Below are 25,416 nucleotides of genomic sequence, written 5' to 3' on the forward strand. Positions count from 1 at the left end.
TGAGAACTCGAAACTGGGCACACCGCTTGACGACTGGTACGGCGAAAGTGCCTGGGGCGATATCGAGGGATTCGGCACCCGGATGAGTGTGCAGCCGGGCGAGACGCTTCAGTTGAAGGTGCAGTCACCGACCACCTTCGAGGTCGACATCTACCGGCTCGGCTACTACGGCGGTGACGGTGCGCGGAGGATGCCGACCTCACCGACGAGCAGTTTCCCCGCCCGGACCCAGCCGGCGTGCCTGCACGACGCGGGCACGGGACTGGTGGACTGCGGCAACTGGACCACCAACGTGACCTGGACGGTGCCGTCGAACGCCGTCTCCGGGGTCTATCTCGCGACGCTCGACCAGCCCAACGGCGCGGGCTTCGCGCACGTGCCGTTCGTCGTCGTGGATCCGGCGAACCACTCCGACATCCTGGTGCAGACCTCGGACCAGACCTGGCAGGCGTACAACGACTGGGGCGGTCAGGACCTCTACGGCGGGGGCGGGCCGGCGTACGACGGCCGGGCCTACAAGGTGAGCTACAACCGTCCCATGCGGATTGCCGGGGACAACGGCGTCCTCTCGGCCGAGTACCCGATGATCTACTGGCTCGAGCGCAACGGGTACGACGTCAGTTACGCCTCGAGCATCGACGTGAGCACCAAGCCGGCGAGCCTGCTCGACCACCGGGTCTTCATGTCCTCCGGGCATGACGAGTACTGGAACCAGGCCCAGTGGAACAATGTGGTCGCCGCCCGCGAGGCCGGCGTCAACCTGGCCTTCTTCAGCGGCAACGAAATCTTCTGGCGCACCCGGCTGGAGCCGTCGGTTGCCAGCGGCGGCGGGGACAACCGCACCCTCGTCTGCTACAAGATGACCAAGATGCGGCAGAACCCGCCGAACGGGATCGCGGACCCGAGCGGGCAGTGGACCGGCACCTGGGTCGACTCGGTGGGCGCCGGCTCCGGCGGCGCCACCCCGCCCAACCAGCTGACCGGAACCATCTTCACCGTCAACGGCTACCGCAACGACGCGATCACCGTCCCGGCCGCGTACCGGAACCTTCGCCTCTGGCGGAACATCCCGTCCATCAACAACCTGGCGCCCGGGCAGGTGGCCACGTTCCCCGTCGGCACGCTCGGCTACGAGTGGGACTCCGACGTCGAGAATTCGGTCCGCCCGCCGGGCGCGGTGGCGTTCTCGTCGACGACGCTGGCCATCACCGACGGCACCTTGCTGCTGGACGAGGGGAACGACTACGGGAACGGCACGGCCACGCACAGCCTGGTGGCCTATCGCGACCAGTCCTCCGGCGCGTTGGTCTTCGGCGCCGGCACGGTTCAGTGGTCGTGGGGGTTGAGCAGCCTGCACACGATGCTGCCCTCCACCGAGGACCAGCGCATGCAGCAGGCGACCGTCAACCTCCTCGCCGACATGGACGCCCAGCCGCTGACCCGGCAGGCCAACCTCTTCGCCGCCGTCAGGTCCACCGACGCCACCGGACCGGCGGTGACCATCACCGCGCCGGCGGCCGGTAGCATCCTGGCGGTCCTCACGCCGGTGACCGTCACCGGGACCGCGACGGAGGTCGGCGGCGGCCAACTGGGCCGCGTGGAGGTCTCCACGGACGGCGGCAACACCTGGGCGGCGGCCACCGGGCAGGGAACCTGGTCCTACACCTGGACGCCGAGCACCCAGGGCACCGCACAGATCATGGTGCGGGCCTCCGACGACAGCTTGAACATCGGGGCGGTCACCACCCGGAGCGTGACCGTCGGACCGCAGCAGTGCCCCTGCACGGCGTTCCCGGCCACCGCCGTGCCGACCGGAGTCGACTCCTTCGACACCTCGCCGAACGAGCTCGGGGTGAAGTTCCGGGTCGGCGCGCCGAGCCTGGTGACCGGCGTCAAGTTCTACAAGGCCAGCACCAACACCGGCACCCACCTCGGCAAGCTCTGGACCGCCTCGGGCCAGCTGCTCGCCTCCGGGACGTTCACCGGCGAAACCGCGAGCGGTTGGCAGACCCTGACCTTCGCCAACCCCGTGCCGGTGGCCGCCAACACCACCTACGTGGCGTCGTACTACACGCCCACTGGGCACTACTCGTACACCAGCAACTACTTCGCCAACCAGGGCGCGGGGTTGACGGCCGTCCGGTTGCTGCAGTCGGGGGTGGACGGCGCGAACGGCGTCTACCGGTACGGCTCGGGCGGCGGCCTTCCGAACCTGAGCTGGAACAACACCAACTACTGGGTCGACGTCGTCGTTGACACGGTAGGCGCGGAGACCGAGCCAGCGACGATCACCGCGAAGACCCCCGCGGCGGGCGCCGCAGGTGTCGCACTGAACGCCACGCTGAGCGCGACCTTCAGCCACGACGTCGACCCGGAGAGCATCGAGTACGCGCTCACCTCCAGCGGCGGATCCGTCGCGGCCGGCTTCCGCTACGACAACACCACCCGCAAGGTCACCATTCAGCCGCAGAACGCCCTGACCCCGTTGATTACCTACACCGCCTCGGTGAGGGCGACCGACGCCTGGGGCAACACCATGCCGGCCCCGTATACCTGGACCTTCACCACCGGCACGTCGGTCAGCTGCCCGTGCTCGGTCTGGAACGACTCCGTGGTGCCGGCGATCCCCAACGCCGCCGAGGTGAGCTCCCTGGAGCTGGGCATGCGGTTCACCTCGGCACTGGACGGCTACGTGACGGGCGTGCGGTTCTACAAGGGCAGCGCCAACACCGGGACGCACACCGGCACCCTCTGGTCGAACACCGGCACCCAGCTCGCCACCGGAACCTTCACCGACGAGAGCAGCAGCGGCTGGCAGAGGCTGCTGTTCGACCAGCCGGTCGCCATCACGGCCAACACACCGTACGTGGTCTCGTACCACACGGACGTGGGCCGGTACGCCTACACCGGCAACCAGTTCACCCAACCGACGGTGTCCTATCCGCTGACCGCGGTGGCCGACTCACCGAATGGCGGGAACGGGTTGTTCCGGGCCGGTTCAGGTGTCGCCTTCCCGACCTCCACCTGGAATTCGGCGAACTACTGGGTTGATGTGGTCTTCACGACGACCCCGTGACCGACCGCGGGCCCGCACCGGATCGGTGTGGGCCCGCGGCACGGCCGCGGACGGGCCAACGGAAGGGTGTCAGTGAGTACGGTCAGCGTGGTCATTCCCTGCTACAGGTACGGGGACTATCTCCAGGCATGCGTGCGCAGCGTGCTCGACAACCAGCCCGGCGTCGACGTACGCGTGCTCATCATCGACGACGCCTCGCCGGACGACTCGGCCGAGAAGGCGCGTGCCATTGCGGCGGCGGACCCACGGGTGGAGGTCCGGGTCCACGAGACCAACCGTGGCCACATCGCCACCTACAACGAGGGCCTGCTGGAGTGGGCGGACGGCGACTACACCGTCCTGCTCTCCGCGGACGACCTGCTGACGCCGGGCGCCTTGACCCGGGCGGCGCGCGTGCTCGACGCCAACCCGAGCGTCGGCTTCGTCTACGGGCGCCCGGTGCACTTCACCCACCCCGGTCCGCCGCCGCCGGCCCGCACCCGGGATCTGGGCCATCGTGTCTGGCCCGGGCACTGGTGGCTGGAGCGCCGCTTCCGCGAGGCCACCGGCTGCATCACGTCGCCCGAGGTCGTGGTGCGGACGGACCTGCAGCGCAAGGTGGGCGGCTACGATCCCGAGCTGCCGCACGCCGGCGACATCGAGATGTGGATGCGGCTGGCCGCGCACGCGGACGTCGGCCACGTGCGCGGGGCGGACCAGGCGTACTACCGCCTGCACGGCGGCAACATGTCGCTGACGGACTACGCCGGGCAGCTCGACGACCTGCGCCAGCGGAAGGCCGCGTACGAGGCGGTGGTGCGGCGCTGCGGCGATCTGCTGCCCGACGCCGACCGGCTCGACGCGATGGTGCGCCGGCGCCTCGCCCGCCAAGCCCTGCGGCGCGCGGTGCGGGCCTACGACCGGGGGCGCACCGCGCGCGTGCCCGAGGGCGAGCTGATCGCGTTCGCCGCGGAGTGCTGGCCGGAGTACCGCGCGCTGCCGGAGTACCGCGGCCTGCGGGTTCGGAAGCGAATCGGGCCGGCCGTCATGCCGTACCTTCAGCCGCTGGTGCTCACCGCGGTCGCCGCCAAGGGCCGGGAGTGGCTCTGGTGGCAGTCGTGGAAGCGGCGCGGCATCTGACGGACTAACCCGGCCCGGGCGGTGCTACCGCCCGGGCCGTCGCTGCGGCACCACCGTCGTCGTGACGACCTTCGTCTTGACGGCGTGCTCGGCCGGCACCGATCGGACGATGACCGCGCCGGACGCGACCACCACCCCGTCACCCAGGACGACGTCCGGCTCGATGAAGATGCCGATCCCGAGGCGTACCCGGTCGCCGACCGTCACCTTCCCCGACGAGACACAGGACGGGCCGGTGGCGTTGTCGGAGCCGATCCGGCTGTGATGGTCGAACGAGTTGTAGGCGGAGAGGAAGTTGTTGTCGCCCATCCGCACCCCGGTGCCGAGGTGCGCGAAGGCGCAGATGATGTTCCCCTGGCCGAGGACCACGTCGGTGGCGATCTTGGCGGTGGGATCGATGGCGTTCGCCAGGGGGATCCCGGCCTCCGCGCAGACCTCCCGGAAGCGACGTCGGGTCTCCACCGATGTGCCGATGGCGATGATCGCGGCGTCGTAGGCGCCCTCGGCGAAGAGCGCGGCGAGCCGGTCCGTTCCGCCGACGATCGGCACGCCGTGCACGTCTGCGCCCCACCGCTGCCGGTCGTCGTCCACGATGGCTACGGCCCGCTGCGTCGCGGATCCGGCCAGGATGTCGAGGACCTGGGTGGCACCCAGCGCCCCGCCGATGAGCAGGATGCGCTGCACCCCGGGCTCGGCCCCCAGCGGCGCCGGGAGGTCGTCGGGCCCGACACGGGTCTCCCGGGCGGCCCCCTCCACGTCCTTGACGGTGATCAGCCGTCCGAGCTGGAGGGTGGCCAGGTCGACGCCGAGTTCCGCAGCCCGCCGCACGGCCTTGACGCTCGCCCGGACGGGTGCCGGAGCCGCCGCCGCGGCCGCCGCCCGGGTCTCCCGCTCCCGCACGTACTCGGCGAGGTCGGCCGACGTCTCGAAGAGCATGGCGATCGGCTCGGCGAGGGGGACCTCCTGCAGTCGCTCGGCCATCTGCAGGACGATGCCGGCCTTGGGGGCGACGACCTCGAGCACCGCCTTGCTGGTCTCGATCTCGGCGAGCAGGGTGTCCGCCTCCACCTTGGCCCCGTCGTCTACGAACCAGGCCACGAGCACGCCGTGCTCACTGTTGACGTCGCTGGTCGGAACGATTACCGGCTTCACACTCTCTCCTCAACGGGTCCTGGACTCAGCCGGCCGCGGCGCGCAGCGCCGCCTCGATCCGGCCCTCGCCAACCAGGACCCGGCTCTCCTTGGCCTTGGCCGACGGGATGACGGTGGGCTCGCTGGCCACGACGTCGACGGGGGAACGCAGCTCCCGGAACAGCCGGCGGGAGATCGTCGCGGCCGCCTCGGTGCCCCACGACCAACGGCGGCTGCCCTCCTCCACGGTGACCAGCCGTCCGGTGACGCCGACGGAGCGCTCGACCGGCGCCCAGTCCATCGGTGCGAGCTGAGCGGGCACCAGCAGCTCGACGAAGATCTCTTCCTCGACGGCGAGCCGTTCGACCACCTTCGCGGCGAGCATGGCCTGGTATCCGTAGGCCAGCACGGTCACCGCGCACTCCTCGCGGGGCACCGCGGAGAGGCACACGGTCGGCAGCATGCCGGGGCTGGCGTCCCGCGTCGCCAGCAGGTCGCCCCACCGACCGTCCTCGGGCACGGTCAGGTGCTGCGGGTAGAGCAGCTTGTGCTCCACGTAGAGGACCGGGCTGTCCTGGCTGAGGAACTCGTCGAAGACCGTCCGGGGATCGTGCAGCAGCGACGCGGCGACCACCCGCAGATGCGGCACGCCGAGGAAGTGCTTTTCCAGGCTCTGGCTGTGCGTCGGACCGTATCCCCGGTGGCCGCCGGAGGGGGCGCGCATGATGACCGGGCAGGTCGCCTGGCCGGCGTACATCGCCTGGTACTTGGCGATGTGGTTGACCACCTGATCGAAGACGAGGGTGAGGAAGTCCCCGAACATGATCTCGGCGATGGGCCGGTAGCCGGCCAGGGCCAGCCCGGCGGAGATCCCGGCGATCGCCCCCTCGCTGATCGGCGTCGTGCGGACCCGGTCCGGGAAGGCGGTGGAGAGCCCGCGGGTCACCTTGAACGCTCCGCCGTACGGGTCGGCGATGTCCTCACCGAGCACGAGCACCCGGGGGTCGGCGGTGAGGCAGGCGCGCAGCGTCTCGTTCAGCTCCTTGGCGAAGATCACGGCAGCGCCCTCGCCGTCGCGACCACCTGGGCCAGCGCGGTCTCCACCTCGCCGTCGACGATCCGCCGTTCGTCGTCGCGCAGCCGGCGACCGTGGACCAGCAACGGCTCGACGGCCCACCGGGCGGCGATCTCCTCGGCGGGACGTTCGTCGTCGCTTTTGGAGTGGTGGCACAGCCGGTAGGTGTGGATCAGCAGGACCCGGGGACCGGCTCCGCCGCGGACCGCGTCGACCTCCGCCCCGGCGGCCGAGCGCAACTCCAGCACGTCGGTGCTCTCGACCTCGCGTACCGGGATGCCGAAGGCCTCGAACCGGCCCGGCATGCTGCCCGCCAGGTTGGCCCCGATCGGCGTGCTCTGCGCCCACCGGTTGTCCTCGCAGACCACGAGGAGCGGCAGCCGCCAGAGCGCGGCGATGTTCAACGTCTCGTAGAGCAACCCCTCGCCCAGGGTGCCGTCGCCGATGAACACGACGCTCACCCGGCGGCTGCCGTCGAGCTCGCCGGCGAGGGCGATCCCGGCGGCGGCCGGGACGATGCCGCCCTGGACGCCGTTGGACTTGAAGCCGGGCGCGCAGATGTGCTGGCTACCGCCGATGCCCCGACACACCCCGGCCTCCTTGCCCATGATTTCGGCGAGCAGCCCGAGCGCGTCGCCGGTGCGGGCGAGGTAGTGACCGTGGCACCGGTGGTTGCTGAACACGTGGTCCTCCTCGACCAGGTGCTCCATCACCGCCACCGCGTCGGCCTCCTGACCGATGCACGCGTGTGTCGTGCCATTCAGGACGCCCTCTTCAAAGAGCGAGAGCAGGGTTTCCTCGAAGCGGCGGATAAAGCGCATGCGCCGGTAGAGCCGGCGCTCGTCGGATTCGCCGGGTAATCCGGTGAGCCGTTCGTCGACAGGACCAGGAACGTACGGGGAGGCGATGCCATCAGCACCAGCCGCCGACCGGAGATCAGGTTGGGCCAGATTCACGCCGCGCCATGTGGTTGCCGTCGACACTGTCCGCCTTCCTTTTCCGCACGGCACGCTCCGTGCCATGGGGCGCAATGACCCGGGCCTGCCGCGGCCACGTTACCGGGCTTCGTCCATTCGACAGGAGGAACCTTTATCCATCCCGTGTAGACGGGGATCTCGGGAATCCGACTGAATGGACGACTGCCCGTGGCCGTGCGGCGGCTTCGCCGCGCCGCCGTCGCTGGCACACTAGCCCAGTCGGTATGGCCCGGGGCGTGACGAGAACCGTTCTGCCGGATACCCGTCACGGTCCTTCCGCCGCCCGCCTCGCTTGGTAGCTTGCCTGCCGGGTCGGCCGGTGCGACCGCCAGCCGCACCGATCGTCACCCGCACCGACCGGTTGCCGACCGAGGCTCCGGGCCGTCCGGTCACCGTCGGGTCCGCCCGGTCGCTGATCGACCCCTGCCCGCCGCGATCGCGGCAGATGGAGTAGCGCCAGATGATTCCACTCGTCGACCTGCGGGCCGCGCACGCCGAAGTGGCCGAGGAGGTCAGCACCGGCTTCAAGCGCGTCATCGAGAACACGGCCTTCGTCGGCGGCGAGGAGGTCGCGGCGTTCGAGCGGGAGTTCGCCGCGTTCTCGGGCGTCCAGCACTGCGTCGGGGTCGCCAACGGCACGGACGCGGTCGAGTTGGCCCTGCGGGCGACCGGCGTGCGGGCCGGGGACGAGGTGGTGCTGCCGGCGAACACGTTCGTCGCGACCGCCGAGGCCGTGGCCCGGATCGGGGCCCGCGTCGTGCTCGTCGACATCGACCCGGCGACCTACCTCGTCGACGTCGACGCCGCCCTGGCCGCCGTCGGCCCGGCCACCCGGGCGGTGGTCCCCGTGCACCTTTACGGGCAGCTCGCCCCGGTCGAGCGGCTCCGCGCCGGACTCGCCGGCCGCGGCGTCGCGATCGTGGAGGACGCCGCGCAGTGCCAGGGTGCCACCCGCGCCGGCGCCGGAGCCGGCACCGGCGGCGTCGCGGCCACCAGCTTCTACCCGGGCAAGAATCTGGGGGCGTACGGTGATGCCGGGGCGGTGCTGACGGACGACGCCGGCCTGGCCACGGTGGTACGTACCCTGGGCAGCCACGGCGGCCTGGCGAAGTACGTCCACGAGCTCATCGGGGTCAACAGCCGGCTCGACGCGCTGCAGGCGGTGGTGCTGCGGGCCAAGCTGACCCGCCTGGCCGCGTGGAACGACGCCCGCCGGGCCGCGGCTGCCCGCTACGACGAACTGCTCGCGCCCCTTGACGTGACGCGTCCCGTCGTCCTCGCCGGGAACGAGCACGTGTGGCACCTCTACGTGCTGCGGATCCCTGGGGGCGCCGGGCGCCGCGACGAGGTCCTGCGGCGGCTGAACGAGGCCGGCGTGGGCGCGGGCATCCACTACCCCTGTCCGGTCCACCTGACGCCGGCGTTCGCGGACCTGCCGTACGGTCCGGGCAGCTTCCCGCATGCCGAGCGGGCGGCCACCGAGATCCTGTCCCTGCCGCTGTTCCCGCAGATCACCGCCGACCAGCAGGCAGCCGTCGCGCGCGCGCTCGCGGCCGCGCTGCGGTCAGTGGCCTGACGCGACGCCGCCATGTACGTATCGGTCCGGGACCGCCCAGGCGCGGATCCGGCCGGCGGGCGCGGCAGCAGGCTGCCCCGGGTCGGCGCCACCGTGGTGCTGCTCGGCGTCGTCAGCCTGCTCACCGACGTCTCGTCGGAGATGGTCGCCGCGGTGCTGCCGGTCTATCTCACCGCCGAGCTTGGGCTCGGTGTGCTGGCGTACGGCCTGGTCGACGGGCTCTACCAGGGCGCCAGCGCGCTGGTCAGAATCTTCGGCGGGTATTTCGGCGACCGGTCCGACCGGCCGAAGTGGGTCGCCACCGCCGGCTACGCCGTCTCGGCGGCGAGCCGGCTGGCCATGCTGCCCGCGCACGGGCTCGGCGCGGTCACCGCGGTGGTGACCGCGGACCGGCTGGGCAAGGGGCTGCGTACGGCGCCACGGGACGCGCTCATCGCGGATGCGTCGGATCCGCGCACGCTGGGCCGCTCGTTCGGCGTCCACCGGACCCTGGACACCATCGGAGCGGCCGCCGGCCCATTGGTGGCGTTCTCGCTGCTGTGGTTCCTGCCAGGGGGCTACTCGGCGGTATTCGTCGCGTCGTTCGCGTTCGCCGTGCTGGGCGTCGCAGTCATGGTCCTCTTCGTGCCGGACCGGCGCCGCCGGCCGACGGCAGCCCTGCCGGTACGGCGGCTGCTCCGGGAACTGACCGGTCCGCGGCTCCGGCGTCCGCTGATCGCCGCCGGCGTGCTGGGCCTGTTCACGATCGGCGACGGGTTTGTCTACCTGTCCCTGCAGGATCGCGACCAGTTCGCGGCGAGCTATTTCCCGCTGCTGTTCGTCGGCACGAACGTCGCCTATCTCGCCTTGGCGATCCCGCTGGGCCGCCTCGCCGACCGGGTCGGGCGCTCGCGCGTCTTCGTCGGGGGCCACCTGGCGCTGCTCGTCGCGTACCTGGTCGCCGCCGCGCCGCTGGGCGGCCTGGGGGTGACGGCCACGGCGCTGGTCCTGCTGGGTGCGTTCTACGCCGCGACCGACGGCGTGCTCGCCGCGTTGGTCAGCCGCAGAGTGACCAGCGACGTGCGGGGGAGCGGTATCGCCACCGCCCAGACCGTCGTCGTGATCGCACGGTTCGCTGGCGCGCTCGCCTTCGGCAGTCTGTGGCAGCTGTTGGGCCGCCAGGCGGCTCTCTGTCTGTTGGCCGGCCTGTTGATGATGGGAGTGGTGATGGCCGCTTGGCTGCTGTCGGGGCAGGACCGCCCCGATCCCGTGGCGGTGCCCGGCGCCGACGCGGCGGCGGAGGATCAGCGATGAGCGGGCGGGTACGACTTTGGACCCTGGCCGTCATCGTCCTGGTCACCCTGCTCGGCACGGTCGGCTACATCTACTCCGTCCGCCGGGAGCAGACCCAGGCCGGGGCGGCGGCGCTGCCGATGCCCACCGGTCCGGACCTCACGGCGGTGACCGCCGGCGCCCATGTCGTCTTCCGGAGCACCGCGGCCGGTAACGACTACGGCCGGGTGGCGGTGGTCCCGCTCAGCGGCCCGGCCGGGGCCCGGGCGTTCACCCCGGCCTCCTGCGACCGCGTCTACGCCCGGCCCGGTGAGGCGGTGTGCCTGTACGCCAAGCCCGGCCTGCTCACCACGTATCGCGCCCAGGTTCTCGGTCCCGACTGGAGGGTCACCCGCGAGCTGCCGCTCTCCGGCGTGCCGAGCCGCACCCGGCTGTCGCGCGACGGGTCGCTCGTGGCGACGACCACCTTCGTTGCGGGGCACAGCTACTCCACCCCCGGCCAGTTCTCCACCGAGACTCTCGTGACCAGGGTTGCTGACGGGCATTCGACCAACATCGAGCACTTCCAGCTGATCGTCAATGGCAGGCGGGTGACGTCTGCGGACCGCAATCTCTGGGGGGTCACGTTCGCCGACGGGGACACCTTCTACGCGACGGCGGCGTCGGGCGGCCGGACCTGGCTGGTCCGGGGCAGCCTTCGCCAACAGCGACTCGTCGCGCTTCGAAAGGACGCGGAGTGCCCCTCGCTCTCGCCGGACGGCACCCGGATCGCGGTCAAGACGCGGGCCGGCCAGGCGCCGGGGCACTGGCGGATCGCGGTGTACGACCTCGCCACCGCCAGGTCGACCATCCTGGCCGAGCAGCGCAGCGTGGATGACCAGATCGAGTGGCTCGACGACCGCCGGGTGATCTACGGCCTGCCGCGCAGCGGGGAGGGACCGTCGACGAGCGACCTCTGGGTCGTGCGCGCGGACGGCGGTGGGGTCGCCGAGTTGTTCATCCGCGATGCCTGGTCGCCGGCGGTCGTGCGGTAGTCGCCTCCTCCGCCCCGACCGCTGCGGGGACCTCCCCGGTCGCCGGCTCCGGCGCTCGTTCGGGGGACCTCCGTCGTGGTGTCACGACGGCGTGGCGACCAGGCCTTCAGCGCCATCGCCGGCCGCTCCACCACGTGCCAGGATCCAACGGCGAGCGCGACCGTGGCGACGGTGCAGATCGCGACGTAGGGAACCAGTCCGAGCCGCGGCACGCCCACCAGGGCCAGGAGTTGCTGGACCGGGAAGGCGTAGATGTAGCAGCCGTAGGAGTAGTCGTGCCGGCGGCCGACCCGGCGGGTCCAGCGTGGCAGGCGGACCGCCAGCCACAGGACGAGGTAGGCGAAGGCGGGGTAGCCCAGCACCGCGAACGCGCCGAACTGGGTGGTGGCGAGCACGACGGCGGCGGCGACGACGGCGAGGCCGTCGTGCAGGACTATCCGCTCCCGGTAGAGCTGGCACACGGCGCCCAGGAGGAAGACGTAGGTCAGGTAGACGAGGGAGTAGCTATCCAGCCCGCTCACCCCGAAGACCGGGCCGTGCACACCCTGCGGCCCCGGGATCTCCGGTGCCCGGAGCAGGTCGTGCAGCATGACACCGGCCCCGGCCAGCGCGAGGATCGTCACGAGCCACCGGGCCCGGCGCAGCGCCCCGACGGCCGCCAACCCGGCGACCAGGAGGTAGCAGAGCACCTCGTAGATGAGGCTCCAGAGCGAGCCGTCGAAGACCGACGTGCCGGTGCGCTGCCCGTACGGGGTGTCCAACAGCAGGCCGGAGATGCCGTACTGCCGGATCGCGATGAAGGCGTTGCTGAAAACGTACTGGAACGGTCCGTCGGAGGCGGCGAAGAGGCCGCGGAGCGTGCCGCGCTCCCACAGGGACACGATCGGGGCGAAGACGAAGGCCGTCACCACGAGGCACACCCACAGGCCCGGCAGGATCCGGAGGCCACGGTGCCAGAGGTATCGAAGCACCGGAACCCGGGTGCCGCTGCGGGTGATGAGAAAGCCGGAGATGACGAAGAAGCCCAGGATTCCGATCTCGCCGAGCGCCGTCTGGCCGTTCGTGAGGCCGGCGCCCGGGTCGTCCGCGCCGAAGCCGAGCGGCAGCGAATGGGACACGAGCACGGCGAAGGCGAACATCAGCCGGAGAAAGCCGAAGCTGTTGTCCGCCGACGCAAAGGCAGCGGCGAGGGTCTGCCTCGCCCGGATTCCGGCCACCACGGCGAAAGTGAACCACGGCGGGGGAGCAGGGTAGCTGTTTTCCTTGGTCGGGAAGTCGACACCGACAGGCTGGAAATCTGTTACCCCATATGGCTTTTGCCCTATTTGGACCGCTTTCCTTGGGTGTTGGCGGAGATTACGCTGGCCGCCATGTCTGCCCAAGGTGAGTTCGCAACGCCGCCCACGGTGCTGCCGAGATGAAGTCGTTCCTCGCCGTCTCGTACGCCCCGGGCAGGCTGACCGTGACCGAGGAGGCGTCCCGGGCCGAGGCTCTCACCCGCCTCGGTGCCGACGCGCGGATGCTGTCCACTGAGGACGGCTGGCTCGCCTTCCAGGGCGCGGACCCGGGCGATCGGGTCGACGACAGCGGAAACGCCTTCACGCTGCGCCTGGGCCGGGCGGCTCGTACCCGGAGCGCCGATGTCGCCACCGCCGAGTTGGCCGAGCAGCTGGGCCGGGGCACGAAGGCGGACGGCGCCGCGCTCGCCGCGCTGGTGCCGCCGTTCGCCGCGGCGCACCGCTCCGGGCCCCGCGAGCCGATCGTGGCGGCCACGGACTGGCTCGGCTTCCGGCAGCTCTTCTGGTGGCAGGGCAATGGTGTGGCCGCGGTCTCGACGAGTGCGCTAGCGCTCGGCGCGCTGGCCGGGGCGGGGCTGGATTACGGGGCGCTCGGCCTGCAGGGCCTGGTGGGCTGGCAGGTGGGGCTCGGCACGGTCTTCGCGCAGGTCGAAAAGGTGCCCGCCGGATGCCTGGCGGTGCTGGACGCTGGCCGGGTGGAGACGCACCGCTACGTGGAGCAGTCGCTCGCCCTGGACGGCCCGGCACCGTCCCTGCCCGAGGTCGTCGACGAGATGGCCGGGATGCTGCGGGAGTTCCTTGAGGCCTACCTCGCTGACCATCCCAGCACCGTGCTCCAGTTGACCGGTGGCCAGGACACCCGCGTCCTGCTCGCGGCGCTGTCCCTGGAGACCCGCCGAGGGCTGCGCGCGCTCACCCTCGACGTGCGGGGCGGCTCGGACGCCACGCTGGCGCAGAAGCTGAGCGCGCTGGGTGGGCTGGATCTGCATGTCCACTGGCTGGACGAGCAGCCACCGGTCACGCCGGCTGCGGCGCACAGCGCGGCACTACAAGCCGCGGCGGCGCTGGACTGCATGGCCAGCCCGCTGGCCCTGGCCCCGTTGCTCCTCGCCGAGGGCCACCTCGAGCAGGGGCATCGCCTATCCGGCCTCGGCGGGGAAGCCTGCCGCGGGTTCTACTACTTCGGCCAGCCCCGCAACGCGACCACCTCGCCCCACCTGATCGGCCAGTTGGCGAACTGGCGCCTCTACGCGAACGAGGCCGTCGACGCCCGCGCACTCGAACCGGGATTCGTGGCCGCCGCCCGCACCGACGCGCTCGAACGGATCACGGCATCCTTCGACGGCGCTCCGCGGCAATGGTTGCAGGCCACCGACCACTTCTATCTCTACCAGCGCATGCAGCGATGGGCGGGAGCCCACGGCTCGGTCGCGGCCGTCAACCGCTTCTTCATCAACCCGATGTTCGATCGCCGCTTCATCCAGCTGGCGCACTCCGTGTCGCCGGACCAGAAGGGGAGCGGCCTGCTGACCGGGCAGCTCATCCACCGGCTCGATGCCGAACTGGCCGCGGTGCCGCTGGATTCCGGGCTGGTTCCCGCCCGGTTGGGGCAACGCGGCATCGGTGACCGCGTGGCGGCAGCCCGGGTCACCGCGCGGAAGCTCTCCGGCAAGGTACGGCAGCGGCTGCGCCATTCCGGTCGGGCGCAGCTGGGCGCGGCCGAGGTGGCGGCGCTCGTGGTCGAGCACTGGCGCAGCGAGCCGGACGTCCTCGCACCGCTGCGGACCACCGGCATCGTCCGGGACGCATGGATGGACGAGTTGCTGGCGGGGCGGCGGGAGTGCGCCCCTGCCACGGTGGCCTTCCTGACCAACCTCCTAGTCGCCACGGCGCCGCAGCCCGTCGCCTGAGGTCACCCGCCCGCCGACGTGCGGCGCACCGTGACCCGACAGCGGAGCCCGCTCCTCCCGACACCGGGAGGAGCCGCTCGCTCACGCCGTCCGTGCAGGTCGCCCATGGTTCAACGTCGATACCGGTGACTTAGCGGCATTTGGTTCGTTGTGTTGGTGTGCCCTGTGCAGGGCCGGTCAGGTTCGTCAGGCGAGCGTCCTCCCGGATCGCCCGGCGAACGCGGTCCTGAGCCCAACGCCTCCGCCGCGCCCGTGAACCGTGCGGCGGGCGCCCCGCGGGCGTCCGCCGCTGGCCAGGGCCGACGGCGCGTGGAGTCTGACCCGGGCTGTGGCTGATCGCGTCGGACGCACCAGCCGTCGACGTCCGCGACACCGCATCCTCCGTACCGGCGCTCGCCCGCCCCGGCGAGTGACACCACTTGTGGAGAAGGGAACCACATGGTCAGGAATTCGCGAGCGACCATCGTGCTGGCCGTTGCCGGCGCGGTGGCGATCTCCGGAACGGCGCTGGCGGGTCGCATAGCGACCAGCCCGAGCGGCGCGGAGCCCGCGGCGGCACCCTCCGGAACGTACTCGCTGTGGAGCAGCTCAGCAGTACCGGGCACGGTGACCGACCCGGACAGACAGGCCGTGGAACTGGGGGTGAAATTCACCGCGACCCAGGACGGCAGCGTCCTCGGCGTCCGGTTCTACAAGTCGAGGACGAACACCGGCGTGCACACGGGCAGCCTCTGGGCGATCAACGGCACCAGGCTCGCCGCCGTGCGGTTCACCAACGAGAGCTCGTCCGGATGGCAGTACGCCGCCTTCTCGGCCTCGGTGGCCGTCAAGGCCAATGCGCTGTACGTGGTGTCGTACCACACCAACGTGGGGCAGTACTCGGCCGACGACCGTTACTTCGCCGCAGCTCGCAGCCGGGGCCCGTTGCGCGCGCCGGCCGACGGGTCGCAGGGCGCCAACGGCGTGTACCGGTACGGCGCGGGCGGGTTCCCGAACCGGGGCTACCGGGCCACCAACTACTGGGTCGACGTCGCCTTCAAGCCCGGCGCTCCCGCCACGTCCAGTCCCACCCCTCGACCCACGACGGCATCCCCCCGCCCCACCCCGCCGAGTCCCACCCCGACCGCGGCGCCGACGCCCAGCTCCACCCCGCCCGCACCGACTCCGACCGTCACCGGCAACCCCGACAGCACCGGTGGCGGCAGGTACCCCCAGCGCTTCTCGGTGGGCGCGCCCGGGGTTGGCAGGTACCGCCAGTCCGATGCCCGGCTGCCGGTGCCGGCCGGCTACCAGGAGGTGTTCCCGCACGACACCGGGAGCAAGGAATGGGACCTGTACGAGTGCAACGGCACCGTGAATCTCGACCACAAGTACTTCCATGCCTTCATCTACATCGGCACGAACTGTCACGGCACAGTCAACATCACGAACTCCATCATCGCGCCGCCACCGGGTTCCGCCAATCGGGCCATCCTGGTCAACGCGAATTCCTCGGGCAGCCTGCGCCTCAACATCAGCAACACGACCATCCGGCCCGAACCGGTGGGCCTCGGCATGAAGAGTGCCGCGTTGACCGATCACGCGATCAACGACTGCCCCACCTGCACGATCCAGCTCAGCCGCGTCGACGTGGCGAACACCGGCGGCATGTGCCTCTGCGGGGCGAATACCACCATCGAGTACAGCTGGCTGCACGACAACTACATCGCCCACCTGGCCGACCCCTCCCAGGCCCACACCGGGGGCGTCTTCCCCTACGGCGGCACCGGTCCGCTGGAGATCAGCCACAGCCGGCTCGAGCCGGGCGTCAACGCCTACACCGGCGCGGAGATCCCCAACTACTGGCAGGCCATCACCGCCGTGCTGTTCACCCAGAGTTCGGGCGGCTCCCGGCTGCGCAACTACCAGGTCCACGACAGTTTCATCTCGCTCGGCGCCTTCGGGCTGTACGCCCAGGACGGTGAGGGGCTGCGACTGCGCGACAACGTATTCGGGCCGACGCACTGGGGCTACACGAACCGGTGCGGGTCCGGATGCTCCGTGACCTTCACCGACTGGACGAACAACGTCGTGGGCACGATCGACGGCGCCCCGACGGCGCAGCTGGTCCCCAGACCCGCATAGGCGGTGACGCCACCCGGGGCGGGCGTGGTGGTACCCGCCCGCCCGCCCCGGGTCCGGTCGCCCCGTGACGGCCCGACCTAGCGGGCGCCCAGCTTGCGGAGCACGGCCACGATGTGGTCCTGGTCGTCCTCGGTCAGCGCGTGGTGCAGCGGCAGGATGAGCGAGTCGCGGGTCAGCCGCTCGGTCACCGGCAGCGGCGCGGGCGACACGTCGGCGTAGGCCGGCTCCAGGTGGGCGGCCATGATGCCGCGTCGGGCCGACACGCCGGCGGCGGCCAGCTCGGCGAGCACCTCGTCGCGGCCGGTCCCGTACTCCGGGTCGATCAGCACCCAGAACGACTGGAAGTTGGTCTCGCCGTACTCGGGGTCGCGGACCGGGGCCAGACCCTCGAGGTCCGCCAGCAGCTCGTGGTAGCGGGCCGCCAGCGCGCGCCGGTGAGCCACCAGATCCGCGAGGCGGCCGAGCTGCACGAGACCGATCGCCGCCTGGATGTCGGTCATCCGGTAGTTGAAGGCGGTCTCCAGGTAGGCCTCGATGACCGGCTGGGAGCTGGCGTGGCGGTCGGCCGCGGAGACGTTCATGCCGTGTTCCCGCAACCGGCGCAGCCGGGCCGCCCACTCCGGATCGTCCACGGTGACCATGCCACCCTCGCCCGTCGTCAGCAACTTGCGGGGATGGAACGACCAGGCCGAGATCGTCGCGCCGGCGCCGACCGGCCGTCCGTACGCCGTCGACCCGGCGGCGCAGGCCGCGTCCTCGATCAGCGGCAGCCCCCAGCGGCCGGTGGCGTTCCGCAGCGCGGCGACGTCGAACGGCACGCCGCCCTGGTGCACCGCGATCACCGCCCGGGTCCGGGCGGTGCGCACCGCGTCGATCGTCGCCACCGTCAGGTTGCCGGTGCGGACGTCGACGTCGGCGAAGACCGGGGTGGCGCCGACGTAGCGCACCGCGTTGGCGGTGGCGATGAACGAGAACGACGGCACGATCACCTCGTCGCCCGGGCCGATCTCCAGCACCACCAGCGCCAGATGAAGTGCGGTCGTGCACGAGCTGACAGCCACGCCGTGGCCGGCGCCCACCAGGGCTGCGAACTCCTGCTCGAACCGAGCCACCCGGGGCCCCTGGGCCACCCAGCCCGACCGTACGGCGTCGGCGGCGGCCTGCGCCTCCTCCTCACCGAGGCGGGGGATCATCACCGGGATCCGGGTGCCGCTCACTTCTCGGCCCGCCACCAGTCGACCAGCCCCTGAAGCCCCTCATGCAGGCCGATCTCGGCGCGGAAGCTCAGCTTCTCCGCGGCGGCGGTGGTGTCGGCCAGTCGGCGGGTGACGCCGTTGACCGCGCGGGCCGGACCGTGCTCGGGTGCGAGGTCGGACTTCATCACGTCGCTGAGCGCCTGGGCCAGCTCCTTGAGGCTGGTCTCGGTGCCGCTGGCGATGTTGAACACCTCGTCGGTGACGTCCGCCCGGGCGGCCAGGATGTTGGCCCGGGCGATGTCGGCGACGTGCACGAAGTCCATCGTCTGCAGGCCGTCACCGAGGATCAGCGGGGGCACACCCGATTCGATCCGCTCCATCCACCGGATCAGGACCTCGGTGTAGAGCCCGTGGATGTCCATCCGGGGGCCGTAGACGTTGAAGTAGCGCAGCACGACGTAGTCCAGGCCGTACATGCTGTGGAAGCTGCGCAGCATGCCCTCGTTGAACGCCTTGGCGGCGCCGTAGAACGTGTCGTTGTGGTACGGGTGGTGCCGCTCGGTGGTCGGGAACTCGTCGGCGAGCCCGTACACGGAGGCCGACGAGGACAGGATGACCTTGCGGACCCGGGCGGCGGCGGCCGCCTCCAGCACGTTGAACGTGCCGTCGACCAGCACCTCGTTGGCCAGCCGCGGCTCCTCGGCGCACTGGGTGATGCGGATGGCGGCGAGGTGGAAGACCAGGTCCTTGCCGCGGGTCAGCTCGTGCACCAGCCCGACGTCGCGGATGTCTCCCTCGACCAGGCGGACACCGGCGTGCGGCAGGGCCCGGGCGAGGTTCTCCCGGCAGCCGCGGACGAAGTTGTCCAGGACGACGACCTCGGCCGCGCCGCCGGCGACCAGCTGGTCGACGACGTGGGAACCGATCGTGCCCGCTCCACCGGTGACCAGGGCCCGTGTCCCGGCGATCTCCACCGCGCTCATGCCGCTGCTCCGCTTCGCTCCGCGCCGGACTGAGCAATTGCCCTACCGGTGTCGACGATTTGTCCGTGCACGTCTGTCCATTCGTTGAGATTGACCACTGATCCGCCACTGGCGAGGCTGCGCGAGGCGGCCTCCAGGATGGCCATCACCCGCAGGCCGGACCGGCCGTCGGTCAGGGCGGGCGTGCCGGTGCGGATCGACCGGGCGAACTCCTCGACCATGGTCCGCAGCGCCTCCCGCTCCGTCAGGGCCGGCGCCACCATGTCGCCCGAGCGGTACGAGACCAGCATGTCCCGGCGCTGCTCGTCGCCGAGCTCCTCCGCCGACGCCACGTCGACCCCGCGGTCGAAGATCGAGAGTCGCTGGCTCGGGTTGAGGTCGTCCCAGACCAAGGTCCGCTTCGACCCGCCGATGATCGCGGTCCGGATCTTCACCGGGGAGAGCCAATTGACGTGGATGTGCGCGATCGCGCCGGTGTTGAGGTGCAGCGTCAGGTAGGCGACGCAGGCCCGCCCCGCCCCGATCCGGTCCGCGCCGTGCGCGGCCACCGAGACCGGCGCCACCCCGGACGGGAGGATGAAATCGAGAATCGACAGGTCGTGCGGCGCCAGGTCCCACATCACGTCGATGTCGCGCTGGACCAGCCCGAGGTTGATTCGTACCGAGTCGAGGTACTGCAGCTCGCCCAGTTCCCCGCCGTGCAGCAGCTCGCGGATGCGCAGTACAGCGGGCGTGTAGCAGTAGGTGTGGTCGCACATCAGCGACAGTCCCCGGCCCTCCGCCTCCGCCACCAGCGCGCGCCCCTGTTCGACGTCGGCCGCCAGCGGCTTCTCCACGAGCACGTGCTTGCCGGCCCGTAGCGCCGCCATCGCCACCTCGAGGTGGGTGCCGGCCGGGGTGGCGATGGCCACCGCGTGTACGTCGTCGTCGGCCAGCACCGTGGCCAGGTCGTCGGTCGCCTGGACTGTCGAGTAGTCACCGAGCGCGCGTCGGGCCCGGGTCATATCGAGGTCGCAGAGCCAGCGCAACCGGAATGCGTCAGAGGTCTGGAAGTTACGCACAAGATTCGGCCCCCAGTAACCGGCGCCGATGACGGCAACGCCGATTGGTTCGACGGCAGCGGGCGATGAGTTCACTGATACCCGTTTCGCTAGTCAGGACAGGAAAATCCGCTGAGGGGGGAGTTGGTGGCGACGTCCATTTGGCAAGCTACCGAGGTCGTCCTCGCCAGCGCCAGCACCGACCGGGAATTCCGGCGGTGCCGCCGGGGTCATCCGGTCCGTTTGGTCTGCCCGCGCACTTCGAATGGCCCGTTCTGCGGCCACTGGGTCGGCTTTCTGACATTGCCCTTGTTGCCGAACGTCTACCGTTTTCACCCCACAGAAGATCGTCGCAACGCGGAGGGAACGAGAGATGACGGACGCCCACTGGGCATCGCACGACGGTGCGCAGATCGCCGCGACGGCCGATGTGGACGAACGTGCCACCATCCGTCCCGGCACGCGCGTCTGGCACCTGGCTCAGGTCCGCGAGCATGCCTCGGTCGGCCGGAACTGCGTCATCGGTCGCGGCGCGTACGTCGGGCCGGGCGTCCGCTTGGGCGACAACGTCAAGCTGCAGAACCACGCCCTGGTGTACGCGCCAGCGGAACTGGCCGACGGGTCTTCATCGGGCCGGCCGCGGTGCTCACGAACGACGAGTACCCGCGCGCGGTCACCCCGGAGGGGCGGCTGAAGAGCGGCGACGACTGGACAGCGGTCGGCGTGGTGGTCGGCGAGGGCGCGGCGATCGGAGCGCGGGCCGTCTGCGTGGCGCCGGTCTCGATCGGCCTGTAGGCCCTGATCGCGGCCGGCGCAGTGGTCACCCGGGATGTTCCCGACTTCGCGCTCATGGTCGGAGTTCCCGCCCGCCCGCCCGCCCGCCGGGCGGGCGGGCGGGCGAGCCGCTCGTGGCGAAGGACGACGGCCGGTGGATCTGTCCCGCCGACCGGCCCGAGCCGGCGGGGGGCTACCCCCGCCGGGGTGAACTGGCTGGAACTCGTCGGCTGGGCCGGCTCCGCGCTGCTGGTCTGGTCGCTGCTGCAGACCCGCATCCTGCGGCTGCGCGCGCTCAACCTGCTCGGCTGCCTCATCCTGATCGGCTACAACGCCGCCGTGCACGTGTGGCCCATGGTCGGGCTGAACGTGGTGCTCACGGTGATCAACGTCTGGTACCTGCGGAAGATGCTGGCCACCCGGCACGACGCGCAGACCTACGAAGTGGTCGAGGTGGGCACCGGCGACGCATTCCTGGCCCACACCCTGCGGGTGCACGCCGCCGACATCGCCCGGTTCAACCCGGACTGCCGCTGGGACCCGGCCGCCGCCGACCGGTCGGCGTTCCTGGTGGTCCGCGCCGACGAGGTGGTCGGCGTGGTGGTCTCGCACGCCGAGGCCGGCGGGGTGGCTCAGATCGACCTGGACTACATGACCCCGCCGTTCCGCGACTTCACCCCCGGCGAGTTCGTCTACCGGCGCAGCCGCCTGTTCACCGACCGCGGTTTCCGCCGGGTGGTCAGCCCGCCCGGCATGGTCGCCCCCTACTACCACCGGCTCGGCTTCCGCCCGGAGGGCGACGCGTACGTGCTGGAACTGCCCGCGCCCGCCTGACCCGCCGGCCTGAGGATTGCGCGGCCCGCCCGCGGGGCACAGAGGGGCGACGCCGCCCGGGCCACGGTCGGCGGCGGGCCGGCCACCGCGGCCGGCCGGGTCAGGGTCGAGGGGAGAGAACCGGGCGTGCAGAGCTACTGGAGCCAGCTGGCCCTGGTCGGAGTTCTGGTGATCGTCAACGCGGCCTTCGCCGGCAGCGAGATGGCCCTAGTCTCGCTGCGCGACAGCCAGCTCCAGCGGCTGGAACGCGGCAGCCGCGCCGGCCGCACCCTGGCACGGCTGGCCAAGGACCCCAACCGGTTCCTGGCCACCATCCAGATCGGCATCACCCTGGCCGGCTTCCTGGCCTCCGCCGCTGCGGCGGTCTCGCTCGCCAAGCCCCTCGTGCCGCTGCTCGGGGTGTTCGGGGGCGCCGCCGAGACGGTGGCGATCGTGGTGGTCACCCTCGCGCTGACCTTCGTCACCCTGGTCTTCGGCGAGCTGGCCCCCAAGCGGATCGCCATGCAGTCCGCCGAGCGGTGGGCGCTGCTGGTGGCCCGTCCGCTCGACCTGCTCGCCACCGTGACCCGACCGGCCGTCTGGGCCCTCGGCGCCACCAGCGACCTCGTGGTCCGGCTGGTCGGGCTCAACCCGAAGCACCAGCCGGACGAGATCGGCCCGGACGAGCTGCGCGACATCGTCGCCGGCAACCATGGCTTCACCAAGGAGCAGCGCACCATCATCGCCGGCGCCGTGGAGATCGCCGACCGGCGGTTGCGGGCCGTCCTCGTACCCCGGTTGCGGGTCTTCACGCTCGACAGCGGGACCAGCGCGGAGTCCGCGCGACTGGTGCTGGCCGCCACCGGGCACTCCCGGGCACCGGTGGTGCGCCACGGCGGCCTGGACGACACGCTCGGCGTGATCCATCTGCGTGACTTGGTGGGGGTGCCGGACGACCGGCCGGTCGACGAGATCGCCCGCCCTCCGATGCTGCTGCCCGACTCGCTGCCGGTGGTGGACGCGCTGCGCCAGTTCAAGGCCGAACGCCAGCACATCGCTCTGGTGGTGGACGAGCGCGGCGCCGTCGACGGCATCGTCACGCTGGAGGACATCCTGGAGGAGATCGTCGGGGAGATCTACGACGAGACCGACCGGGACGGCTACTCGGTGCGCCGCGAGCCCGACGGCGCGCTGGTGCTGCCCGGCACCTTCCCGGTGCACGACCTGCCGGACATCGGCGTCGAGCTGCCGTCCCGGCCGGCCGGCGACTACACCACCGTCGCCGGGCTGGTGCTGGCCCGCCTCGGCCACATCCCCACCGTCGTGGGGGAGGACGAAACCCTGGACGGCTGGGTGCTGGTGGTGGCGGGCATCGACCACCGGGCGATCACCGAGGTACGGCTGAGCCGGGTCCCCGACGAGGCGCACGTCGACCAGGACGCCGAGCCGGTGCTGGACGAGGCCCGCAGCTGAGCGGGCGCGCCGCGACGCGTGGGTGCGTCGGTTCAGGCGGGGGAGAGGTTCTGCAGCCTGACCTGGCCGCGGGCGACCAGCCGCTGGTCGGCGTCGGTGATCTCCACCTGCCAGAGCTGCTGGCTGCGACCCCGGTGCACCGGCGTGCCGACCGCCGTCAGCTCGCCCTCCCGGACCGCCCGCAGGAAGTCCGTCTGGTTGCTGACGCCGACGACGGTGCCCCGGTCGCCCAGCCAGAGCGAGCCGCCCACGCTGGCCGCGGTCTCCACCACCGAGCAGTACACCCCGCCGTGCTGGATGCCGAACGGCTGGTGCAGCTGGGGCCGGACGCGCCAGCCGATGACGACCCGGTCGGCGGTCGCCTCCTCGAACTTCAGGCCGAGCAGGGCGACGAAGCCACCCGTCAGGTCCGGCATCTCCACGGCAAACCCTCCTCGATCAACGGGGCGCAAGCCTAACTGGGGCGGCTTGCGCGAAACCCGGTACGGGTCGGTGCCGAGGATGGGGGAGAATTGGCGACCGTGACCGACAGCAGCCTTCCGCCGCCCGGGCGGGACTCCCTGACCGACGATTTGCTCTGGCGTGGCCTGATTCAGGACTCGACCGGCCTCGACGAGCTGCGCGAGCTGCTCGACGGTGCGGACGCCGCCACCTTCTACGTGGGCTTCGACCCCACCGCGCCGAGCCTGCACGTCGGCCACCTCATGCAGGTCACCATGGCCCGCCGGCTGCAACTCGCGGGCCACCGCCCGTTGCTGCTGGTCGGCGGGGCGACCGGGCAGATCGGTGACCCGAAGGAGAGCGCCGAGCGGACGCTCAACCCGCCCGAGGTGATCGCCGGCTGGGTCGCGCGGATCCGCGAGCAGTTGGCCCCGTTCGTGTCGTACACCGGCGACAACGCGGCGCGACTGGTGAACAACCTGGACTGGACCGGCGAGATGTCGGTGGTCGAGTTCCTCCGCGACGTGGGCAAGCACTTCCCGGTGAACAAGATGCTGGCGCGGGAGGTGGTGCGGGCCCGGTTGGAAACGGGAATCAGCTTCACCGAGTTCAGCTACCAGCTGTTGCAGGCCAACGACTTCTTCGAGCTGCACCGCCGGCATGGCTGCCAGCTCCAGTTCGGCGGCTCCGACCAGTGGGGCAACATCACCGCCGGCGTCGACTACGTACGGCGGCGTGGGGCCGGGCCGGTGGAGGCGTTCACCACGCCACTGGTCACGAAGTCCGACGGCACGAAGTTCGGCAAGACCGAGGGCGGCGCCGTCTGGCTCGACCCCATGTTGACCAGCCCGTACGCGTTCTACCAGTTCTGGCTGAACGTCGAGGACCGGGAGGTCGACCGCTATCTGCGGTACTTCAGCTTCCGGTCGCGTGACGAGCTGGAGGAACTGGCGAAGGCGACCGCCGAACGGCCGGCGGCCCGGCTGGCACAGCGGGCGCTCGCCGAGGAGCTGACGACCCTGGTGCACGGGCCGGAGGAGACCCGGCAGGCCATCGCCGCCAGCCAGGCGTTGTTCGGTCGGGGCTCACTGGATGAGCTGGCCCCGGAGACGCTGCGCGCGGCGCTGACCGAGGCCGGCCTGGTGCAGCTCGCCGGCGAGTTGCCGGACGTGGCGGGCCTGCTGCGCGACTCCGGCCTGGTGCCCAGCCACAAGGAGGGCCGTCGCGTGATCGCCGAGGGCGGCGCCTACGTCAACAACAACCGGGTGGCCGAGGTGGACGCCACGGTGTCACCGGCCGACCTGCTGCACGGGCGGTACCTGGTGCTGCGCCGCGGCAAGCGCTCCTTCGCGGGCGTTGAGCTGCGCGAATAGGTACCTGTCAACGGTGTGACGGGGGACGCGTCCGGCGGATTTGACGATCATCCCGCCGGACGCGTAACTTTCTCTCTGCCAGCGCGGAACGGACGAAACAGGCGAAAGCCTGAACGGCCGGAGCGCGGGAATGACCGCCGGACGGAGGGGTTACACCTCTCAGACCCGGTACCGGGAGGGGCCCCAGAGTCGCCGCGAGGCGGATTTGGTGAGGCGGAACCGACCGGGTAAGGTTCGCCACCGGCAGGGCACCGGGCGAGTTCGCGGGAAACCGCGGCGGCCGGCCTGCCGAATCCATGACGAGAGCGGCGAAAGCCGGTCGAGACATGGTGCCCGCATGACGGGGTGACGCACGGCGGGCCGCGAAACAGCGGTTTGACACGGCGGAAACCGGCGGGTAGCGTAGTAAAAGTGCCTGACGCCAGTTAGCGTCAGGGACGCGGACGGAAAGCCCCGAGATGGGGTCCCACTGGTTGGGGCTTTTGATCGGTGTGTGGTTGTTCTTTGAGAACTCAACAGGGTGCTTGAAAAGCCAGTGCCAATTATGATTTATACCCCGGACTGGTGGTCCTTTTGGATTGCTGGTTGGGATTCCTTTGGCAACATTTGTTTGTTGTCAGGATGCTGTTCGACAATTTTTTGTTGGAGAGTTTGATCCTGGCTCAGGACGAACGCTGGCGGCGTGCTTAACACATGCAAGTCGAGCGGAAAGGCCCTTCGGGGTACTCGAG

General features: G+C 71.0%; 19 protein-coding genes and 1 rRNA gene. 12 read left to right on the forward strand and 8 right to left on the reverse strand.

Annotated elements, in window-relative coordinates; translation table 11 throughout:
* The first annotated feature begins 82 nt into the window (after window positions 1-82).
* Both ABZU69_RS11665 and ABZU69_RS11670 read left to right on the forward strand, forming a co-directional pair.
* A complete protein-coding gene (locus ABZU69_RS11665) occupies window positions 83-3,076 on the forward strand; it encodes a N,N-dimethylformamidase beta subunit family domain-containing protein (protein ID WP_354964310.1) in 2,994 nt (997 codons plus the stop codon).
* Between the two features lie 72 nt (window positions 3,077-3,148).
* Entirely contained in the window at window positions 3,149-4,195 is a 1,047-nt protein-coding gene (locus tag ABZU69_RS11670) for a glycosyltransferase family 2 protein (protein WP_354964311.1), read from the forward strand.
* A 24-nt stretch (window positions 4,196-4,219) separates the two neighbouring features.
* On the opposite strand, the gene ABZU69_RS11675 is transcribed toward ABZU69_RS11670, so the two are convergent.
* Genes ABZU69_RS11675 through ABZU69_RS11685 form a run of 3 tightly spaced genes read right to left on the reverse strand, consistent with a single transcriptional unit; the run spans window position 4,220 to window position 7,222 of the window.
* Complete coding sequence (locus tag ABZU69_RS11675; RefSeq protein WP_354964312.1) at window positions 4,220-5,347, reverse strand: biotin/lipoyl-containing protein; 1,128 nt, start codon at window positions 5,345-5,347, stop codon at window positions 4,220-4,222.
* A gap of 25 nt (window positions 5,348-5,372) precedes the next feature.
* Entirely contained in the window at window positions 5,373-6,383 is a 1,011-nt protein-coding gene (locus ABZU69_RS11680; RefSeq protein ID WP_354964313.1) for a transketolase C-terminal domain-containing protein, read from the reverse strand.
* A complete protein-coding gene (locus ABZU69_RS11685) occupies window positions 6,380-7,222 on the reverse strand; it encodes a thiamine pyrophosphate-dependent dehydrogenase E1 component subunit alpha (protein WP_354964314.1) in 843 nt (280 codons plus the stop codon). Before ABZU69_RS11685 ends, ABZU69_RS11680 begins: the two co-directional genes overlap by 4 nt.
* A gap of 616 nt (window positions 7,223-7,838) precedes the next feature.
* Here ABZU69_RS11685 and ABZU69_RS11690 point away from each other — a divergent pair.
* Both ABZU69_RS11690 and ABZU69_RS11695 read left to right on the forward strand, forming a co-directional pair.
* Window positions 7,839-8,954 (forward strand): DegT/DnrJ/EryC1/StrS family aminotransferase, encoded by a 1,116-nt coding sequence (locus ABZU69_RS11690; protein WP_354964315.1) that lies wholly within the window; start codon window positions 7,839-7,841, stop codon window positions 8,952-8,954.
* Between the two features lie 12 nt (window positions 8,955-8,966).
* Window positions 8,967-10,247 (forward strand): MFS transporter, encoded by a 1,281-nt coding sequence (locus tag ABZU69_RS11695; RefSeq protein WP_354964316.1) that lies wholly within the window; start codon window positions 8,967-8,969, stop codon window positions 10,245-10,247.
* 889 nt (window positions 10,248-11,136) lie between these two features.
* Here the strand turns inward: ABZU69_RS11695 and ABZU69_RS11700 are convergent.
* The gene (locus ABZU69_RS11700; protein WP_354964317.1) at window positions 11,137-12,480 is read right to left on the reverse strand and encodes an acyltransferase; all 1,344 of its coding nucleotides are present in this window, start codon (window positions 12,478-12,480) and stop codon (window positions 11,137-11,139) included.
* 197 nt (window positions 12,481-12,677) lie between these two features.
* Between ABZU69_RS11700 and ABZU69_RS11705 the strand changes: the two genes are divergently transcribed.
* Together ABZU69_RS11705 and ABZU69_RS11710 are read left to right on the forward strand one after the other, a co-directional pair.
* Window positions 12,678-14,468, forward strand: a complete 1,791-nt coding sequence (locus ABZU69_RS11705; protein ID WP_354964318.1) for a hypothetical protein — start codon at window positions 12,678-12,680, stop codon at window positions 14,466-14,468.
* Window positions 14,469-14,906: 438 nt separating this feature from the next.
* The gene (locus tag ABZU69_RS11710) at window positions 14,907-16,592 is read left to right on the forward strand and encodes a DUF4082 domain-containing protein (protein WP_354964319.1); all 1,686 of its coding nucleotides are present in this window, start codon (window positions 14,907-14,909) and stop codon (window positions 16,590-16,592) included.
* 77 nt (window positions 16,593-16,669) lie between these two features.
* On the opposite strand, the gene ABZU69_RS11715 is transcribed toward ABZU69_RS11710, so the two are convergent.
* The 3 genes from ABZU69_RS11715 to ABZU69_RS11725 are packed head-to-tail and all read right to left on the reverse strand — an operon-like array spanning window position 16,670 to window position 19,907.
* Window positions 16,670-17,824 (reverse strand): DegT/DnrJ/EryC1/StrS family aminotransferase, encoded by a 1,155-nt coding sequence (locus tag ABZU69_RS11715; RefSeq protein WP_354964320.1) that lies wholly within the window; start codon window positions 17,822-17,824, stop codon window positions 16,670-16,672.
* Complete coding sequence (locus ABZU69_RS11720; RefSeq protein ID WP_354964321.1) at window positions 17,806-18,771, reverse strand: NAD-dependent epimerase/dehydratase family protein; 966 nt, start codon at window positions 18,769-18,771, stop codon at window positions 17,806-17,808. Before ABZU69_RS11720 ends, ABZU69_RS11715 begins: the two co-directional genes overlap by 19 nt.
* Window positions 18,768-19,907, reverse strand: a complete 1,140-nt coding sequence (locus ABZU69_RS11725; RefSeq protein ID WP_354964322.1) for a Gfo/Idh/MocA family oxidoreductase — start codon at window positions 19,905-19,907, stop codon at window positions 18,768-18,770. The genes ABZU69_RS11720 and ABZU69_RS11725 overlap by 4 nt, the downstream gene beginning before the upstream one ends.
* 277 nt (window positions 19,908-20,184) lie before the next feature.
* Here ABZU69_RS11725 and ABZU69_RS11730 point away from each other — a divergent pair, with 277 nt between their 5' ends.
* From ABZU69_RS11730 to ABZU69_RS11745, 4 genes are all read left to right on the forward strand, one after another.
* The gene (locus tag ABZU69_RS11730) at window positions 20,185-20,505 is read left to right on the forward strand and encodes a DapH/DapD/GlmU-related protein (RefSeq protein ID WP_354964323.1); all 321 of its coding nucleotides are present in this window, start codon (window positions 20,185-20,187) and stop codon (window positions 20,503-20,505) included.
* The gene (locus ABZU69_RS11735; protein ID WP_354964342.1) at window positions 20,454-20,606 is read left to right on the forward strand and encodes a hypothetical protein; all 153 of its coding nucleotides are present in this window, start codon (window positions 20,454-20,456) and stop codon (window positions 20,604-20,606) included. Before ABZU69_RS11730 ends, ABZU69_RS11735 begins: the two co-directional genes overlap by 52 nt.
* Window positions 20,607-20,792: 186 nt before the next feature.
* Window positions 20,793-21,419 carry a hypothetical protein gene (locus ABZU69_RS11740; protein ID WP_354964324.1) on the forward strand — a complete coding sequence of 209 codons (627 nt, stop codon included), beginning with the start codon at window positions 20,793-20,795 and terminating at the stop codon, window positions 21,417-21,419.
* Between the two features lie 126 nt (window positions 21,420-21,545).
* Window positions 21,546-22,871: a hemolysin family protein gene (locus tag ABZU69_RS11745; RefSeq protein ID WP_354964325.1), complete on the forward strand. Its 1,326-nt coding sequence runs from the start codon at window positions 21,546-21,548 to the stop codon at window positions 22,869-22,871.
* A 32-nt stretch (window positions 22,872-22,903) separates the two neighbouring features.
* Here the strand turns inward: ABZU69_RS11745 and ABZU69_RS11750 are convergent, their stop codons facing one another.
* Complete coding sequence (locus ABZU69_RS11750; RefSeq protein WP_354964341.1) at window positions 22,904-23,287, reverse strand: PaaI family thioesterase; 384 nt, start codon at window positions 23,285-23,287, stop codon at window positions 22,904-22,906.
* A gap of 105 nt (window positions 23,288-23,392) precedes the next feature.
* On the opposite strand from ABZU69_RS11750, the gene tyrS reads away from it, so the two are divergent.
* Both tyrS and ABZU69_RS11760 read left to right on the forward strand, forming a co-directional pair.
* The gene (tyrS, locus tag ABZU69_RS11755) at window positions 23,393-24,685 is read left to right on the forward strand and encodes a tyrosine--tRNA ligase (RefSeq protein WP_354964326.1); all 1,293 of its coding nucleotides are present in this window, start codon (window positions 23,393-23,395) and stop codon (window positions 24,683-24,685) included.
* A gap of 639 nt (window positions 24,686-25,324) precedes the next feature.
* Window positions 25,325-25,416, forward strand: a 16S ribosomal RNA gene (locus tag ABZU69_RS11760); the annotation flags it as partial.

The sequence above is a fragment of the Micromonospora sp. NPDC005206 genome (genome assembly GCF_040608175.1).
In the GTDB taxonomy this organism is placed as follows: domain Bacteria; phylum Actinomycetota; class Actinomycetes; order Mycobacteriales; family Micromonosporaceae; genus Micromonospora.

Coding starts and splice junctions, on each gene's coding strand:
- ABZU69_RS11665 (WP_354964310.1), top strand. CDS start 83: ATGAGTGTGCAGCCGGGCGAGACGCTTCAGTTGAAGGTGCAGTCACCG.
- ABZU69_RS11685 (WP_354964314.1), bottom strand. CDS start 7,222: ATGCGCTTTATCCGCCGCTTCGAGGAAACCCTGCTCTCGCTCTTTGAA.
- ABZU69_RS11690 (WP_354964315.1), top strand. CDS start 7,839: ATGATTCCACTCGTCGACCTGCGGGCCGCGCACGCCGAAGTGGCCGAG.
- ABZU69_RS11695 (WP_354964316.1), top strand. CDS start 8,967: ATGTACGTATCGGTCCGGGACCGCCCAGGCGCGGATCCGGCCGGCGGG.
- ABZU69_RS11705 (WP_354964318.1), top strand. CDS start 12,678: ATGAAGTCGTTCCTCGCCGTCTCGTACGCCCCGGGCAGGCTGACCGTG.
- ABZU69_RS11710 (WP_354964319.1), top strand. CDS start 14,907: ATGGTCAGGAATTCGCGAGCGACCATCGTGCTGGCCGTTGCCGGCGCG.
- ABZU69_RS11720 (WP_354964321.1), bottom strand. CDS start 18,771: ATGAGCGCGGTGGAGATCGCCGGGACACGGGCCCTGGTCACCGGTGGA.
- ABZU69_RS11730 (WP_354964323.1), top strand. CDS start 20,185: ATGACGGACGCCCACTGGGCATCGCACGACGGTGCGCAGATCGCCGCG.
- ABZU69_RS11750 (WP_354964341.1), bottom strand. CDS start 23,287: ATGCCGGACCTGACGGGTGGCTTCGTCGCCCTGCTCGGCCTGAAGTTC.